Source organism: Aquimarina litoralis, assembly GCF_039523995.1.
GTDB lineage: Bacteria > Bacteroidota > Bacteroidia > Flavobacteriales > Flavobacteriaceae > Aquimarina > Aquimarina litoralis.
The window spans coordinates 1067212-1083293 of the sequence record NZ_BAAAGE010000001.1; the positions used below are offsets into that span (position 1 = coordinate 1067212).

The 16082-nt window shown below is 32.2% G+C and carries 14 protein-coding genes; 8 read left to right on the forward strand and 6 right to left on the reverse strand.

The window, feature by feature from the left end:
• Positions 1 to 8 precede the first annotated feature (8 nt).
• The 6 genes from ABD077_RS04180 to ABD077_RS04205 all read left to right on the forward strand — a co-directional run bounded on the left by ABD077_RS04180 (position 9) and on the right by ABD077_RS04205 (position 4973).
• Positions 9 to 458, forward strand: coding sequence for a DUF6973 domain-containing protein (locus tag ABD077_RS04180; protein WP_343910780.1), 450 nt, complete (start codon positions 9 to 11; stop codon positions 456 to 458).
• A 31-nt stretch (positions 459 to 489) separates the two neighbouring features.
• The gene (locus ABD077_RS04185) at positions 490 to 1848 is read left to right on the forward strand and encodes a TrkH family potassium uptake protein (protein WP_343910782.1); all 1359 of its coding nucleotides are present in this window, start codon (positions 490 to 492) and stop codon (positions 1846 to 1848) included.
• A 59-nt stretch (positions 1849 to 1907) separates the two neighbouring features.
• On the forward strand, positions 1908 to 2699 hold the full coding sequence (locus ABD077_RS04190) for an EI24 domain-containing protein (protein ID WP_343910784.1): 792 nt from the start codon (positions 1908 to 1910) through the stop codon (positions 2697 to 2699).
• Between the two features lie 93 nt (positions 2700 to 2792).
• Positions 2793 to 3695, forward strand: coding sequence for an oxygen-dependent coproporphyrinogen oxidase (hemF, locus tag ABD077_RS04195; protein WP_343910786.1), 903 nt, complete (start codon positions 2793 to 2795; stop codon positions 3693 to 3695).
• 161 nt (positions 3696 to 3856) lie between these two features.
• On the forward strand, positions 3857 to 4474 hold the full coding sequence (locus ABD077_RS04200) for a hypothetical protein (protein ID WP_343910788.1): 618 nt from the start codon (positions 3857 to 3859) through the stop codon (positions 4472 to 4474).
• A gap of 103 nt (positions 4475 to 4577) precedes the next feature.
• On the forward strand, positions 4578 to 4973 hold the full coding sequence (locus tag ABD077_RS04205) for a hypothetical protein (protein WP_343910790.1): 396 nt from the start codon (positions 4578 to 4580) through the stop codon (positions 4971 to 4973).
• Here the strand turns inward: ABD077_RS04205 and ABD077_RS04210 are convergent.
• The 6 genes from ABD077_RS04210 to ABD077_RS04235 all read right to left on the reverse strand — a co-directional run bounded on the left by ABD077_RS04210 (position 4966) and on the right by ABD077_RS04235 (position 14555).
• The gene (locus ABD077_RS04210) at positions 4966 to 5484 is read right to left on the reverse strand and encodes a GNAT family N-acetyltransferase (RefSeq protein ID WP_343910792.1); all 519 of its coding nucleotides are present in this window, start codon (positions 5482 to 5484) and stop codon (positions 4966 to 4968) included. The two genes, ABD077_RS04205 and ABD077_RS04210, sit on opposite strands and share 8 nt — an antisense overlap.
• Positions 5485 to 5514: 30 nt before the next feature.
• Positions 5515 to 7023: a carboxypeptidase-like regulatory domain-containing protein gene (locus ABD077_RS04215; protein ID WP_343910794.1), complete on the reverse strand. Its 1509-nt coding sequence runs from the start codon at positions 7021 to 7023 to the stop codon at positions 5515 to 5517.
• A 175-nt stretch (positions 7024 to 7198) separates the two neighbouring features.
• Positions 7199 to 8707, reverse strand: a complete 1509-nt coding sequence (locus tag ABD077_RS04220) for a carboxypeptidase-like regulatory domain-containing protein (protein WP_343910796.1) — start codon at positions 8705 to 8707, stop codon at positions 7199 to 7201.
• A 197-nt stretch (positions 8708 to 8904) separates the two neighbouring features.
• Entirely contained in the window at positions 8905 to 12504 is a 3600-nt protein-coding gene (locus ABD077_RS04225) for an ABC transporter permease/M1 family aminopeptidase (RefSeq protein WP_343910798.1), read from the reverse strand.
• 2 nt (positions 12505 to 12506) lie between these two features.
• Positions 12507 to 13388: an ABC transporter ATP-binding protein gene (locus ABD077_RS04230; RefSeq protein WP_299608820.1), complete on the reverse strand. Its 882-nt coding sequence runs from the start codon at positions 13386 to 13388 to the stop codon at positions 12507 to 12509.
• 78 nt (positions 13389 to 13466) lie between these two features.
• Positions 13467 to 14555 (reverse strand): serine hydrolase, encoded by a 1089-nt coding sequence (locus tag ABD077_RS04235; protein WP_343910801.1) that lies wholly within the window; start codon positions 14553 to 14555, stop codon positions 13467 to 13469.
• 150 nt (positions 14556 to 14705) lie between these two features.
• On the opposite strand from ABD077_RS04235, the gene hemB reads away from it, so the two are divergent.
• Both hemB and ABD077_RS04245 read left to right on the forward strand, forming a co-directional pair.
• The gene (gene hemB, locus ABD077_RS04240) at positions 14706 to 15680 is read left to right on the forward strand and encodes a porphobilinogen synthase (RefSeq protein ID WP_343910803.1); all 975 of its coding nucleotides are present in this window, start codon (positions 14706 to 14708) and stop codon (positions 15678 to 15680) included.
• Positions 15681 to 15697: 17 nt separating this feature from the next.
• On the forward strand, positions 15698 to 16078 hold the full coding sequence (locus tag ABD077_RS04245) for a tellurite resistance TerB family protein (protein ID WP_343910805.1): 381 nt from the start codon (positions 15698 to 15700) through the stop codon (positions 16076 to 16078).
• Positions 16079 to 16082 lie beyond the last annotated feature (4 nt).

Below are 16082 nucleotides of genomic sequence, written 5' to 3' on the forward strand. Positions count from 1 at the left end.
TTAGGCAATTGTTTAAATTAATAGGCTTAGGTTTACAAAAACCGTTGTATATCATACCTACATTCATTGCTACAAAAAGGACCTTGGCTATTTGTGATTCTTTATATGGTGGAGAACATCATTTGCATGGAAAAGCAAATGCGTTTCGACACAGTTTATGGAATGTTCTCATCTGTCAAAGAGTTTTGAAAGTTTCAGGAGATGCTACTAAATCTGAATATTGGGCAAAAATGATAACTGATTTACATGAAAAGTTAGCCCCAAATGAACCTTTGGAACAGGTTATGGATTTACATAACAATGAGCTCGGCAGGATGTATTTTAAAAAATTAAAGGATGCTACAGAAGGAGAAATTATTAGTTTTTTAGAATTAAAAATTAAAAATGCCAAAAAAGTGTTAGAGGTATCTAAATTTCATAACTATTCGAACGATTTGGTTTATATTGAGGAGGATTAACGTATTATCCTAAAAGTATAGTCGTCTACAGATGATGAAGAATAAACTTAAACTTTTTTACAAGAAGTACTTGAGTCTCAAGAAAAGTTGGTCTCCACAACAAAATTTACTATACGGCTTTTTTACTTATGTTCTGGTTGGTTTTTGTTTGCTTTGTTTTCCGTTATTTCAAAAAGTATCTATTCCTGTTCTTGATAATCTTTTCATGGCTACATCTGCAGTTTCTACAACAGGTTTAATTACGGTTGGTATTGCTGATAGTTATAATTTTTTTGGTCAATTCATTATATTGATTCTTTTTCAATTAGGAGGTATTGGTTATTTAACTTTTACAACATTTATGATTCTTTCAACAACCAGAAAGATAACGCATTGGCATAAAACACTATTAACTTCCGAGTTTACCTTGCCTCAAACAATAAGGATAAAAGACTTCTTAAAATCTGTTATTTTCTTTACTTTTTTTATGGAAATTTTGGGAAGTGTTCTGTTTTTTATTGCTTTTAAAATAGAAGGAATGTCTACAGGAATAGCATTGTGGAATGCAGTTTTTCATAGTGTAAGTGCTTTTTGTACAGCTGGGTTTAGTCTGTTTAATACTGGATTTACGGAATATGTTGATAATACTTTTATGAATGCCATTATTGCTTTTTTAGCTATTTCAGGATCTTTGGGTTTTATTGTGGCCACAGATTTTACTCTTAGACTAAAAAAAAAGTCACATAGGATTAGTTTTACTACTAAAATAGTATTGATAGGTTTCATTATCTTATTAAGTTTTGGTTTTGTGTTTTTCTATTTTTTTGAGCCAGAGATATATGGACTTCCAATAAAAGAGAGAGTATTAGCATCTTTCTTTCAAGTTATGAGTGCTATGACTACGGTTGGTTTTAATACAGTTGACTTCGGGGCTTTTGTTTTGCCAATGTTGTTGGTTACTACGATATTGATGTATATTGGAGCTTCTCCTTCAGGAACAGCCGGAGGAATGAAAATAACTACATTAACAGCAGTTTTTTCTATAATGAAAAGTAGATTGAAAGGAAGAAAAAGGATCACCTTTTTAGGACGAACAATTCCTTTTGAAAGATTGTACATAGCAACTTCATCCTTTATTTTTTATACAACTTTAATATTTCTCGGAACATTTATTTTATCTTTTACAGAATCTTTTAGTTTTGAACAAATATTATTTGAAGTTGCATCAGCGCTCGGAACAGTCGGATTAAGTACTGGGATTACCTCAGAACTAAGTGAAATAGGGAAATTGATCATTATAATTTTAATGTTTATAGGTCGATTGGGAGTTCTTACTTTTGGGTTAGCAATATGGTCTAAAAGTGTTGTAAATGGAGAAGATCAAGTACCAGAGGAAGATATTGCTGTGTAAATTTTGAAACAAATTTGTTTAAAACACTACTTATAAGGAGTTAACCAATCTGTAGTATAATGATTAAAAACATAATAAACGGTATTAAAGCATATTTCGGTAGTTTTGGATTGATTTCTAAATTAGGCTTATGGAAGTATTTTGCGATCCCAATTTTGATCAGTTTTCTAACAGGAATCTTATTTTTAGTACTTTCATGGTTTTTATCCGATCCACTAGGTGGATTTATTGCAAAAGCATGGGTATGGGATTGGGGTTCCGAAACCTTTGCAGTCATTAGTAAATACTTTGGCATTTTGTTGATATTAGCGTTAGGACTGGTCTTATACAAACATATTGTAATGGCATTATCAGCACCTTTTATGAGTCCTGTTTCTGAAAAGGTGGAAACACATATTTTAGGAGATCAGCATAAACATCATGCACACCGTAATACATCGTTCAGAGAACAATTAATCCGTGGTATACGTATTAATGTTAGAAATTTATTTAGAGAACTATTGTTTATTATCCCATTACTTATCCTTAGTTGGATACCAGTAGTCGGAATCGTAACTACCATATTGATATTTGTGATCCAAGCCTATTACATTGGTTTTGGCAACATGGATTACACAATGGAGCGTCATTTTAAATATAAAGATAGTATTGAATTTGTTCGTAAAAACAGAGGTACTGCTATTGGAAATGGAATTGTATTTATGTTAATGTTGTTCATTCCAATAGTAGGATTTATCATTACATTACCTATATCTGTAGTGGCTGCTTCTACAGAAACGGTTACGATTTTAGATAAGAAAGGTTTGATTCTTAAGGAAGCTTCTGAAGAAGTTTCAAAAATTGAAGCATAGAAAAGTAAATGAAACGAGCCATAACAGATTTGATATACATCAGAATTAGTAATGATGGGTTTCACATGACTTCTACAATAATTTAAAAAATACATGAAAGAAAAGTTTTATCAGTATATCCAGGATTTACAAGACACCATTACTGCAACACTAGAGAAAATCGATGGAGAGGCAACTTTTAAGGAAGATGTCTGGAAAAGAGAAGAAGGCGGTGGTGGAAGAACTCGAGTGATCGAGAATGGGGCTGTCTTTGCAAAAGGAGGAGTAAATATTTCGGGAGTTCATGGTAAACTGCCAAAAGCAATGCAAAGTTATTTTAATGTAGGAGATGTAGATTTTTTTGCTTGCGGTTTATCGCTGGTTTTACACCCAAATAGTCCAATGGTGCCGACAGTTCATGCAAATTGGAGATATTTTGAGATGTATGATGAAGAAGGTACTATTGTGGATAGTTGGTTTGGTGGAGGACAAGATCTTACTCCTTATTATTTATTCGATGAAGATGCCAAACATTTTCATCAGGTTTGTAAAACTGCATGCGACAAACATGATTTAGATTTCTACCCATTATATAAAAAGAAGTGTGATGAATACTTCTATAATGCGCACAGAGGAGAAGGAAGGGGAGTAGGAGGTTTGTTTTTTGATTACTGCAAAAAAACCGAGAATAAAAACATGTCTCAATGGTATGAGTTTGTAACTGAGGTTGGAAACAGTTTTCTTGATGCTTATATCCCTATTGTTGAGAAAAGAAAGGAAATGTCCTTCTCTACTGATCAAAAAAATTGGCAAGAGATTCGACGAGGTAGATATGTAGAGTTTAATTTGGTGCATGATAAAGGAACATTATTTGGGTTAAAGACAAATGGAAGAATAGAAAGTATTTTAATGAGCTTACCTCCACAGGTACAATGGAAATACGATCATCATCCTTCTAAAGGAAGTGAGGAAGCACGTTTACTGGAAGTGTTAAAAAATCCTATTGAGTGGGTGTAATCTTACGAAAAATGGGTTGAAAAACCGTAATTAGTAAAATTTTAATCGTTAAAGTGCTTAAAAATTGGGATAAAGTGTTGATTATAAGGATTTTTTTATTACCTTGCGTCAACTAATGTGGCTTAATGTATAATTATTAACCGATTAATACCCAAATTTGTATGAAAAAAATTCTACTATTGTTATTAACTGCCATCTGTATTACGGGATGTGAATATTTTTCCGACAGCGGTAGTTCGAAACCCAAATTTGCTAAATTTTCAAAAAATACCATAAAGTTCCGTAAGAACACTATTATGCTTACTAAAGGGTATGAGAAAACAAGCCCTGAGGAATTTAAGGCAAGACTAGATTCACTACAAGATAGTCCTAAATTTAAAAAGATTGCTTTAGAAGAACTAAAGAAAATCGAGAATAAAAATGTGGATTTCCAGTTATTTGTTGATGAAAGAAATGTAGAAAATTACGTTTTTATCTATGCTTGTGATTACTATCAATTAGATGAGCACAGAGCGGCTACAGTGGTAGAAGCTTTAAGTAGACAATTAAAGGACGAGGCTCTGAGTCAAGATGTACGCTACAAAAGAATACACGGAAGATTTTTCTTCACTCCAACTTCAAAAATTGTGAAGTTAAAGTATCTGAAAGGGTATAAAATGGAAAAGAAATATCAAGCAGAATATATCGTTGCTTCTAGATCAGGAGGTATTGGATTACTTATTAGTAATCTTGAAAACGTAGATTTTGAAAATTCTATTAAAAGATTAGCTTCAAAGTAAGAAGCAGAAGAATTTAATTGGGTTTTAATACAACTTATAAGAAAGGTATTGATTTTTATCAGTACCTTTTTTTATTATTAAAGAATTACTAAAATTTAAATACATGAAAAGACTTATTTTATTGATAATATGTATTGGTTTTATAAGTTGTGCTAAAGAAGTGGAACCTACTCCCGACAATATCAATAAAATATTTGCTTCGCAGGATTTTACATTTGAGTTCCATAAAGCTGGTGAGTCCAAAAAATCTATTAGTTTTAGAAATGACTATCTGGTTTATAAAAGTGATGCGCCAACATTTAGGAGAGAGATTACCTATGATGAGGTATTACTTATCAATGACTTTATACAGAATATTGTAAATCTACACCAAAATGATGTAGATGAAGCATCTTCATTCTACGTAGTTAAAAATACTGCTTATACCACTACCATTTTTCCTAAACAGGAGGACTTATACTTCGAAGCATTGTTGAAAACACTAAAGCTAGTTAAGTAATAACTTTCTGCATTACTTTATTTTCGTAGCTATGCATCTCCATATCAAAGAATGCATTACCAATGACTACGAACTGTTGTTTTTCATAAAAGGAAATAGCTCTATTATTTTTTATATACACCCAAAGCCAGTACTCATTGTAGCCTTTGTTCTTCAGTTCTGTTTCAACAGATGTAATCAACCCGTTGCCTATTCCTTTTCCGAAGAACCAATCTAGAACATATAACTTCCCTAATTCTGGATATACTATATTTCTTATTGGACATGTACTATCATATACAATTTCTGCAACCCCTACTGGGTTATCTTTATAGGTAGCAACGATCATTGAGTTCTCTTTTTCAATGGTATTTTTAATTGCTTCTACAGAGAATTTTTGCGATACAAAATTGGCAAACTCGTGGGTGATTCCTTCTACGGCATATGTTTTCATATACACTTGCTTAAAAAGAATAGAAAGTTGTAATGCATCTTCTTTTTGAGCTTTTCTGAAAAGTATTTCATACTTCATATGAGAATATGATTTTATGAATTGTAGGTGTTATTCTTCGATTTCTTCATCGATAGTCTTAAACTGCTTGATAGCGGTATTAGGTTCGATGATATTGTACCCTTTCCAGAAGTCAGGATTGTATTTGGAGAGATATGTAGATTCTACGTTTTTATTTTCTTTACTGCTTTTATATTCGCCTTCGGTAATAGTTTTAGCATCAAATACAATAACCTCGTATTTGTTTTTCGCGTAGCTAATTATATCTAGATCTAACGATACCTGATTTTGCTTGTTTCTTCCTTTTACGTACTTATTTTTTTCGATAATACTTAAAGGTCTATCAACTCCGAATTTGTTTTCTGTTACTTTTTCAATAAACTTCACATCATACTTGCCATCACTTCCCTTTTTAAAGATGGTAGTACCACTGTATCCATTTTCCTGAAAACTAAGTCCAAGTAGGTTAAAGCTTCTTAATCGTTTTACGTTTTGATAATCAATTCGAATTATTGCAAAATCTTCGGTATTTACATATAAAGTACCTTTAAAATCGCCTCTTCTTTTGGGTGTAAACTTAATAACATATACTCCAACATCATCCAAAATGGTATAATCTACACGTTCGAACTCGTATCGCCCCGAATTTTTAATCACATTTAGTTTGGTGTCGGATTGATAAAAAGTCTGATTAAAAAGGTTTTTAAGGTTCATTTTTCTAGATTTAAAAAACAAATTTTCTTTTGGATTTTCAATGCCATCAGCAATATCCTTTGCGTCTTGATTGTTTTTTAAAATAGAATCTACCTGAACTTTTTGGCTAAACAATCCAGATCTAAATTTAATGTAGGAATTAGGTTTAACATTGTCTTTAAAAATCTTCTCCATTTTCTTAAAAATCCCTTCTATAGACCCATTATTATTTTTGTCATACAAGCGTGCTCCTTTAATTACTCTTAGTTTTTGTTTGTCTTCATTTCCATAGAAATCACATAAGGCTTCTGCATAAAAAACAGAATTCTTAGGAATCACTTTAGAGATGCTATCTATCAACTTTTCATCAATCTCTTCAATGGTAGATTTCTTGAATTCGAGATCCATTTTTTTGATGAAGTTGGTATTCGTTTCTCGGAAGAAGAGTCGTTTTTTAGATAAGTCAGAGCGATAATTGTCTTCCATATTATCATCTACATTATCAATGATATCATCAATATCTAGGTTTTTGTTGGATATAAATACACTTTTAAGTTCTATAGCTTTTGGTTCTATATAGATGATACTATCAGTGATGCTTTGCACAGATACACCTACAGTTGCGTATCCCATGGAAGAAATGTAAATAGAGTCTATTTTTTTAGATTGGATATCATCTAGTGTAATATTGAAGCTTCCTTCTTCATTGGTAACCACACCTTCATTTTCTCCAATCTGTATAGTTGCATAAGGGATTGGTTGATTGGTTTTTTTATCGACTACTTTGGAGCGTATCGTTTGCCCAGTTGCGGTAGAAAAAATGAACCCTAAACCAATAAGTAATAATGTAATCTTATTCTTTTTCATAAATCAGTAGATTCGTAAAATTACAGGATAAAAGTCTAACTTCTATTGTATCTATTACATAGTTACAACTAAAAACTATACCAAAATGGTAATTTATTCTTAAAATAAAACGAATCACTTATTGGTCTAAAGGTTTGAGTGGTATAGAAACTAACTAATTAAAATTGATTTATTTCTAAGATTCTCCTTCGATAGCCGTGAATTGTTTGATCGCTGTATTGGGTTCTATGATATTATAACCTTTCCAAAATTCTGGATCATACTTAGACATATATTGTGGTTTTATACTTTTATTCTCTTTACTGTTTTGATATTCAGCTTCTGTAATGGGTTTTGTGTCGAAAACAACTACTTCGTATTTGCTAATTTCACCCGCACCAATATCTAAGCCTAAGGATAGTTCGTTTTGCTTGCGTCTTCCTTTTACAAACTTATTTTTTTCGATGATCTTTAGTGGTCGATCGATTCCGAATACATTTCCTCTCGTTTTTTCTATATAGCGCACACCATATTTGCCATCTTCACCTTTTGCAAAAATTGTTTTTCCTTTATACATGGTATCGTGGAAACTGATTCCCAATAACCCAAAATTTCTTAAGTTTTTTACATTTTCATAATCCACTCTCATAATCGCAAAATCTTCGGTGTTTACATACATAGTACCTTTAAAATCTGCTCCTCGTTTTGGCTCAAAATTGATGATATATACGCTGCTGTCATCCATCGTAGTATAATCGATTAACTCGAATCGATATCTTCCTGATTTATCAATAAAATTCAGCTGAGAGTCTTCCTGAAAGAACATGCTAGATAATAAACTTTTTAAGGAAGATTTTCTGTAGTTTAAGAAGTAATTTTCTTCATTTTTATTTGGTTTTTCGATCTCTTCTTTAACTTCTGCAGCTTCTTCGTTGGCATCAAAAATAGAATCCATCTGTACTTTTGTACCTAGAATCCAACCGGACTTAATTTTTAAATACGAATTTGGTTTTACATTCTTTTTCAGGATATCTTCGAGTTTATCGGAGAGCGCTTCCATAGAACCGTCATTACTCTTGTCATATAACTCTGCTCCTTTAATGATATTCAGTTTTTGTTTATCATAATCACCATATAAGTCACATAATGCTTCGGTATAATACGCGGATTTTCTTGGAATGATAGAGATAACACTATCGATAAATTTTTTATTAAATTCTTTGATCGTAGATTTTTTAAACTTCACATTAATTTTATGTAAATCACTAAAATCGGATTGTCGGTAGAATAGTTTTTTATGAGATAAATCGGTGCTGTAGTTTTGTGCTAGATTATCTTTTACATTATCGATAATCTCATCGATAGTTAGGTTTTTATTAGAGATAAAAACACCGCTAAGCTCAATAGCTTTAGGTTCTATATAGATAATACTATCAGAAATTGCATTTAATGCAATTCCCACTTTTTGATATCCCATAGAAGAGATATAGATAGAGTCTATCTGGGCAAGTTTTTCATCTAAGGTGATGCTAAATTTCCCTTCTTCGTTTGTAATGACTCCTCTATTTTTTGCTAATTCTATAGTAGCGTAAGGAATCGGCTCATTTGTCTTTTTATCGACAACTTTAGAACTGATGGTTTGTGCTGATAGTATAAAACCAGATAATAAGGATATGGAAAATACTGTAAGTTTTTTGATATTCATGATTTGATGATTTCGTTTTTTGATCTATAGGTATAGACGCAGAAATGTCTATAAAGGTTGCCTAAGCAATAACTATATGAAGAAGACGAATGGTAGAATTAATTGTTACAAAATGCGATATAAAAAGAAAATCACAATAGGAGCAAAAGCTTTCTATCGTGATTTTCAGGATTTAACTAACTAAATTCTTACAAGATCTATTCTTCTACGCCTAATAGGTTATCATTAGAGTTTCGATCTATTAATTTATTATATGGATCAATCCCTGCTTTTTCGGGTTTTTGATCTGTGGTAATTGTAAAGGTATTTTCTCCAGGTTGTAACCACTTTCTTTCTAGATAATATGGGTTTTTAAGAGGAACGTCTTGTTCATCGATAATGTCCTCTCCAAACAAACCAATTTCTATATAATTGGTTTTATCATCGGTACGTTCTTCTTTTCCTTCATCATCATAGTAGATTTTTTTAGAATCTACAGTAAAGGTAGTTTCGTATTTTCCGTTATCTAGTTTTTTTGTTTGTGCTTTCTTAACGCGGTTTTCGTACAACACAATCTTTTTAAAACCATCTTCTACAGAATATTTAAGAGAATCTGGCGCTACTTTATAGATAGCATCATATAAATTTTCTGAGGTTGGATACACTCCTTTTTCATAATTTTTATATTCATTTAAGAACCCTTTTAAGGCGGTATTGATTTTTTGTTCGCCAATGATATCCTGTAATTCATACATGATCATAGATCCTTTTCGATACCAGATATAACCTCCTGTTTCAACATTGATTAAAGATCTTTCGGGTTTAAAACTAAAGGCACGACTTCGTAAGTAGGTATCCAAAGAGTACTTAAGAAAGTTTTTTATACCATTTTCTCCATATTCTTTTTTCATCGTCATTAAAGAAGAATATTCTGCTAAGGTTTCTGAAATAATATTAGCTCCAGAAGTTTTACTAGGAGTTACAATATGTCCCCACCATTGATGCGCGACTTCATGAGCTGTAACACGAAATGCATAGTTAAAATCTTCTGCTTTTTCGAAATCTGCTGCAAATCCAAAATCTTCAGAATATGGAATCGTAGTTACAAATGATTGTGCAAACGTAGAATGTGCTGGAAACTCTACAACTCTAATAACAGAATTCGGATATTCATAAAAGTTTCTAGAACAATATTCTAAAGCTACTTTGGTGCCATCTATAAAGTATTGTAAATTCTTTTTGTGTTTTGGAGAATGATAAATCTCTATATCCACCTTTTTGCCGCTAGGAGCTGTCCACGTAGATTTTTCTACATCGTATCTTGCAGAGACGACATTAAAGAAAAGATCTGTTTGGGATTCTAGTTTATAATGAAAGTAAGCTCTTTCACCTTCTTTCCATTCTTTTACCAACTTACCAGGAGCAATGGCAATCTGATCAGAAGAAGTACTTACGACAGCTTCAAAATTGATGTAATTCGCATCTTCGTTAAATAAATTCTTCTTAAGTGCTGTAGAATCAGTTCTCGGTGGAAATAGATAATCTAATTTTTCTAAATCATATTTTTTGCGAATACCATTATCCGAAAGCGTTCGATCATAATGAAAACTAGGAAAAATAGAATTGTTTAAAAATGTACCATTGTTTAGCACCTGCGTTTCCATACTATTCGAGAATCCCTTGGTTTCTGCAGACATAGCAATAGACAACTCTGCCGTTCCTTTTGGTTGCAGGGTATTTGGTAACTTATAAAAATACATTCTATTAACAGTATCAGAAATAACAGGCTTGATATTTTCGCCATTATAGGTGATTTCCTCAAGCTGCGTATGTAATGCAGGATATTGTACATTCAATAGCAAGGTGTCAATAGGAGTGTTATAGTTGTTGATGATACTAAATTCACCAATAGCTTTTAATCCTCTTTCATTAGGGTAAACATCTATGTACGCTTTTAGATCTGTTACTTGTGGATGTGCTTGATTGATCAATCGACCATATTTTTTCTCTGCGTTAGCAGCAATTTCATTAAAATAATCACCATCTTCAATACGATTCAGTACCTTCAGGTTATAATAGCTGTAACCCGCCACCGATGAGAATGCAATTATTACTAAAAGGAAAGCACCTACCAATTTAAAGTTAAGCCTTCTTTTAGCGAGTATAAATCGTTCTTTTGCAGAAGAGAAAAATCCTCGATTCCAGAATAAGGTTCCTACTACCAATAGAATACCCATCATTAAAATCCAGTACACGCTAAGTGTAAAAGCACCATGCATATAATGACCAAAACCGTTAAGGTCACTTAAGAAGAAGGGTGTGGTTCCCGAAAATATAAGTAAAGGATTACTACTTTTAAACGCTAATGCCACTAAAAGAGGAAGCCCGATATATATTAGAATAATGATAAAATGACCTAGAAACTTATTGTTTACCAAAACATGAACAAAAAAGCACAAGAAAATGGTAGCAATGAAACTAGGAAGGATTAATGCGAAGTTGTACAAGGCAGACATTCCTAATTCATAACCAAAATAGCCATTAAAAGTTTGGAATAAAATACCAATAATAATATTTACCAACGCTAATACTACAGCTACTCCAACTAAAGATAGAACTTTAGAAAAGTATAAGCTTGTATTGTTAATAGGTAGTGCATCATAAAATACAAAGGTTTTGTTTTTTCTAGTTCTATGAACAGCTTCACCAGAATAGATGATTAAAATTACTACGGATAAAAGAGAGATTCCTCCAGAGATAAAGGTGACTATAAATCTGGTTAACGGAGAGTTCGGAGTACCATAGGTTTCATTGGCATTAAAAATGGTAATCAAGGATATGATAATACCAATGATGATTAATATGATAAAAACTGGGTCTCTTACGATCGATAAAAACTCAATCTTACTAAGTGATAAAAGATTTCCTCGTTCTGTTTTTTTATCAAATATCTGAGAAATAACACCTACAAAAGATGGTGCTTCCTGATCGCTTTTACTTTTCTTTTCTTTCTTACCAGAAATTAGGAATTTTTTATAATCAAACTTAAACAAAGTCAATAGAAAAAAGAACATCCCAAGAGCAAACCATATCATTCTATTAAGTAAGAACTTACCGTAGATTGGTAATTGGTTTGTATTTAGCTCATTGATAGACCAGTATTTTTTTACATAAGAAAAAACTCTACCACCGAAAGGATCTAGATAAACTGTTAACCACTGATTATCTAAATTGGATAATAGATTTCCTGATATACTATAAAGCAAGAATAAAAAGATACCTCCTAGATAAATGATTGGCATTTTTTTGAAAAAAGCCATCAAACAAAAGAATAGAGATCCAATTAAAAATGCATTTATTTCTAAAATAAATATAAATGGCAGTATGTAAGACGCTAAGTTAAAAGAGTCGTAGCTGCCATAATCAGGTCTATCCAAATACATTCCGGTTGTAAAACCTATAATAGCTCCAATAACGATAAATAGGTTTAAGAACGTAACCACAGCAAAACTTCCAAAAAATCTTCCTAAAACATATGATTTTTGAGTAATCGGAAAGGTAAAATACGTTTGCGCAGTTTTATGATCCTGATCTCTAAAAATAGGAACTCCCATAATTGCTGCATAAAAGAAAATGGAAATAACAGAAATAGGAGCAATAACATCAATAATATTATTAGGACTATTAACAAACTGTGCAGTAATTGATTTCTGAAATACTGCTACTAACAGTGCCATAGCTAAACCTAAACCAGCATAAATCCAAGTAGCTGGTCTACGAAAGCGATATTGTAATTCAAATAAAAATATTTCTTTCATAATTATACGGGTTGCTTTTGATTTTTATTGATACTAAAGAAGTAAAATTCTTCTAAGCCATTTTCCATCTGCTCAAACCCTTCTTCCGGAGTTGTTTCACTATAGATATTGATAAAAAACTGACCACCTCTTAAATAATTAGAGAGTACAGTATAGTTGTTTTGGTAATGCTCTAATTGAGATTTTTCAATTTGTTTTTTAAATATTTTACCGTTAAGTGTGGCAGATAATTCTTGAGGGTTTCCTTGCGCAAGGATCGTTCCTTCATTAAACACTGCCATATGCTTACATAGATTGGTAACATCGTCTACAATATGTGTGGACAGAATTACAACGGCATTTTCTCCTAGTTCACTTAATAAATTATGAAAACGATTACGTTCTAAAGGGTCTAAACCAGCCGTAGGTTCATCTACGATGATAAGTTTTGGATTTCCCAATAATGCCTGTGCAATACCAAAACGTTGTCTCATTCCACCAGAGAAATCGCCAAGATTACGATCTCTAAACTTATATAAATTCACTTTGTTTAATAAATCAGCTACATATCCTTTTCGCTCAGCACTATTGGTAATTCCTTTTACTTTTGCTATATGATTAAGCATCATTTCCGCAGAAACCTTTGGATATACACCAAAATCCTGTGGTAAATATCCTAATATCTTTCTTAGTTCTTCTGGCTGTTTAAATACATCAATTCCATCGAAATTAATAGATCCAGTATCTGCCAATTGTAGGGTAGCGATGGTTCTCATTAATGTTGATTTACCAGCGCCATTGGGTCCTAATAAGCCAAACATTCCTTTTTCTAAAGTAAGATTTACATCATTAAGAGCTTTGGTTCCGTTTGGATATGTTTTGCTTAAATTTTTTATCGTGAGCATAAGTAATTATCATTTATTAAGTTTAGTAATTCGTACAAATTTCTATACTGTACTATATATATAAGTTATTGTTTGTAATTATTTGTTTTTTAATGTTTTAGCAAGTTTATCGCGGAATTCTTTATCCGTTAAAATCTTGAGTTCAAATTGATTCATGCTTGCTCGAATCTTTGTACTTTCCATAATTCCTAAATCATTTAGAAAATAGGCCAACTCTGTAGTATTGCCTTTTTTGTCAGTAGCATAAAGTGCTTTGGTAAGAACAAATGCAGTAGATCCTCCTTTCATACCAGCATGGGAAAGCCATTTTTGGTTTGCAGGATTTTGCATTAGACCTTCCATCACCTCATCCAAATACTCATAAGTTTTTGAATCGAAATATGACTTAGAATTTAACTTTTTCATTAATTGAGTATATTCATTTACAGTAGATGCAGGTAAATTATCTGACCATATTCTTTGAATATTCATTCCTAGATCTCCAATGTCGGCTTTATAAATAGTATCTTTTACTAGTTTTGAATGGATCGTATTGGTAGTTTCTCGATACTCTTCGATGCTCAGATCTCTAAGTTTGTTTTCCAAATCTTTACCTTTGCTATCAGGGAACTTTTCTTTTCCAACAAATAAGGAAGATGCGAGATAGTATATGTCTGTATGATCAGTTATACCTAAGCTATCTATTCTTTGATTAATTTTTTCCAAACCTAACTTTCTACTTAACCATTCGGTATTAGCATTCGAGCTATATCGAATCATTCCTTTAGCAATTTCTCTAATAGATATGCTGTTATTTGTAATTTTTGATTCTACTGATGTTAACCATTGTGGGTGCGCACCACCATCGGTATTAGGTATATAAAACTTTTCTAGTTCTTCGATTGGAATAGCTTCTTCTGGATTTAATCCTCCACTCGCGGATTGAATTGCATATTCAATAGCAAGAATTATTTTAACAGTGCTTGCCAAAGGCATCACCTTATTAATATTTTTTTCAGCGATTATAGAATCATTACGTATAAGTTTTATGGCAGCTCTATCTGGATTTTTCTTTATGAAGTCCAAAACGAAATGTTCATTTGGCTGAGTATAGTATATGCCTACTGCGCCAAGTAATATGACAATACCAACGATAATTCCGATAACAATTAGAATTTTCTTTATCATTTTTCTTCTTTTTAAATGGACTTCAATGAAATTAGTAGTTAATGTGAATAGATTGTTACAAATTAGGTTCAATTTTATGAAAATCTTGAGTTAGAAATTAGGGGATAAGTTGGTATATTTACCATTCTTATTAATTACTAGCACATTGTAATGTATCAACTACGCAGAAATAGAAGATTACGGACTACAGAAGCTATTAGATCTTTGGTTCGAGAACATACTATAACACCCAATGATTTTTTAGTGCCACTTTTTGTGGTTGAAGGAACAAATGTAAAGCAAGAGATACTTTCGATGCCTGGATACTATCGTTATAGCTTGGATTTATTAAAAAATGAAGTCAAAGAGTTGTGGGCAATGGGGCTAAAAGCGGTTTTACTCTTTGTAAAAGTACCCGATAATTTAAAAGATAATCAAGGAACCGAAGCACTCAATGCAGATGGTCTTATGCAACGTGCTATAAAAACAGTAAAAGAAGTAGCTCCCGAAATGTTGGTAATGACCGATGTAGCGTTGGATCCGTACTCTTCTTACGGACACGATGGTATTGTAGAAGATGGATATATTGTAAATGACCCTACTTGCGCAGTCTTAGCCAAAATGTCTTTATCTCATGCACAAGCAGGAGCGGATTTTGTAGCGCCTAGTGATATGATGGACGGAAGAATACTAGCTATCCGAGAATTGCTGGAATCCGAAGGTTATAAAAATACAGGTATCATGAGTTATAGTGCTAAATATGCTTCAGCCTTTTACGGTCCATTTAGAGACGCATTAGATTCGGCACCAGGTTTTGGAGATAAAAAAACATACCAAATGGATTTTGCTAATCGAGATGAGGCAATAAAAGAAACATTGATGGATATTGATGAAGGCGCCGATATTGTGATGGTAAAACCCGGATTAGCTTATCTGGATATTTTGCGAGATGTAAGTGATGCTGTGGATGTACCAGTTGCTGTATATCAAGTTAGTGGAGAGTATGCCATGTTAAAAGCCGCAGCAGAAAAAGGATGGTTGGATCACGATGCTATTATGATGGAACAATTAATAGCATTTAAAAGAGCAGGAGCTAATATCATCGCTAGTTATTTTGCAAAAGATGTAGTTCGACTTTTAGGATAGTTTTAAAGAAAAATTTTATGGTAAGCAGAGATCGATTGTATCAGACTTTTGGAGAACTTTTGTATGTAATTGCAATGAGCGATGGTGTTATTCAAAAAGAAGAAGTCAACGTATTAGAAGAAATTTTAAAAGCACATCCAAAAGGACAAGATATAAAATGGTCTTTTGATTATGAAAATAGGAACGATAGTGATATCGAAACCTTGTATAAAAAAACAATTGAAGTTTTTTCGGATAACGGTCCAGATGAAGAGTACGATTTTATGATCTATGCCTTAACTAGAATTGCTGAAGCTAAAGATGGAATTGAACCTAACGAACAAAAAGTAATCACTAATTTCTCCAAAGACCTTTTAGAGAGATTTAAAAAAGATATAGATAATTTATTTAACACCTAAGATC

What these genes read in the sequence shown, in the direction of transcription:
- ABD077_RS04185 (WP_343910782.1), top strand. Translation starts at nt 490, where the DNA reads ATGATGAAGAATAAACTTAAACTTTTTTACAAGAAGTACTTGAGTCTC.
- ABD077_RS04190 (WP_343910784.1), top strand. Translation starts at nt 1,908, where the DNA reads ATGATTAAAAACATAATAAACGGTATTAAAGCATATTTCGGTAGTTTT.
- hemF (WP_343910786.1), top strand. Translation starts at nt 2,793, where the DNA reads ATGAAAGAAAAGTTTTATCAGTATATCCAGGATTTACAAGACACCATT.
- ABD077_RS04200 (WP_343910788.1), top strand. Translation starts at nt 3,857, where the DNA reads ATGAAAAAAATTCTACTATTGTTATTAACTGCCATCTGTATTACGGGA.
- ABD077_RS04205 (WP_343910790.1), top strand. Translation starts at nt 4,578, where the DNA reads ATGAAAAGACTTATTTTATTGATAATATGTATTGGTTTTATAAGTTGT.
- ABD077_RS04210 (WP_343910792.1), bottom strand. Translation starts at nt 5,484, where the DNA reads ATGAAGTATGAAATACTTTTCAGAAAAGCTCAAAAAGAAGATGCATTA.
- ABD077_RS04215 (WP_343910794.1), bottom strand. Translation starts at nt 7,023, where the DNA reads ATGAAAAAGAATAAGATTACATTATTACTTATTGGTTTAGGGTTCATT.
- ABD077_RS04220 (WP_343910796.1), bottom strand. Translation starts at nt 8,707, where the DNA reads ATGAATATCAAAAAACTTACAGTATTTTCCATATCCTTATTATCTGGT.
- ABD077_RS04225 (WP_343910798.1), bottom strand. Translation starts at nt 12,504, where the DNA reads ATGAAAGAAATATTTTTATTTGAATTACAATATCGCTTTCGTAGACCA.
- ABD077_RS04230 (WP_299608820.1), bottom strand. Translation starts at nt 13,388, where the DNA reads ATGCTCACGATAAAAAATTTAAGCAAAACATATCCAAACGGAACCAAA.
- ABD077_RS04235 (WP_343910801.1), bottom strand. Translation starts at nt 14,555, where the DNA reads ATGATAAAGAAAATTCTAATTGTTATCGGAATTATCGTTGGTATTGTC.
- hemB (WP_343910803.1), top strand. Translation starts at nt 14,706, where the DNA reads ATGTATCAACTACGCAGAAATAGAAGATTACGGACTACAGAAGCTATT.
- ABD077_RS04245 (WP_343910805.1), top strand. Translation starts at nt 15,698, where the DNA reads ATGGTAAGCAGAGATCGATTGTATCAGACTTTTGGAGAACTTTTGTAT.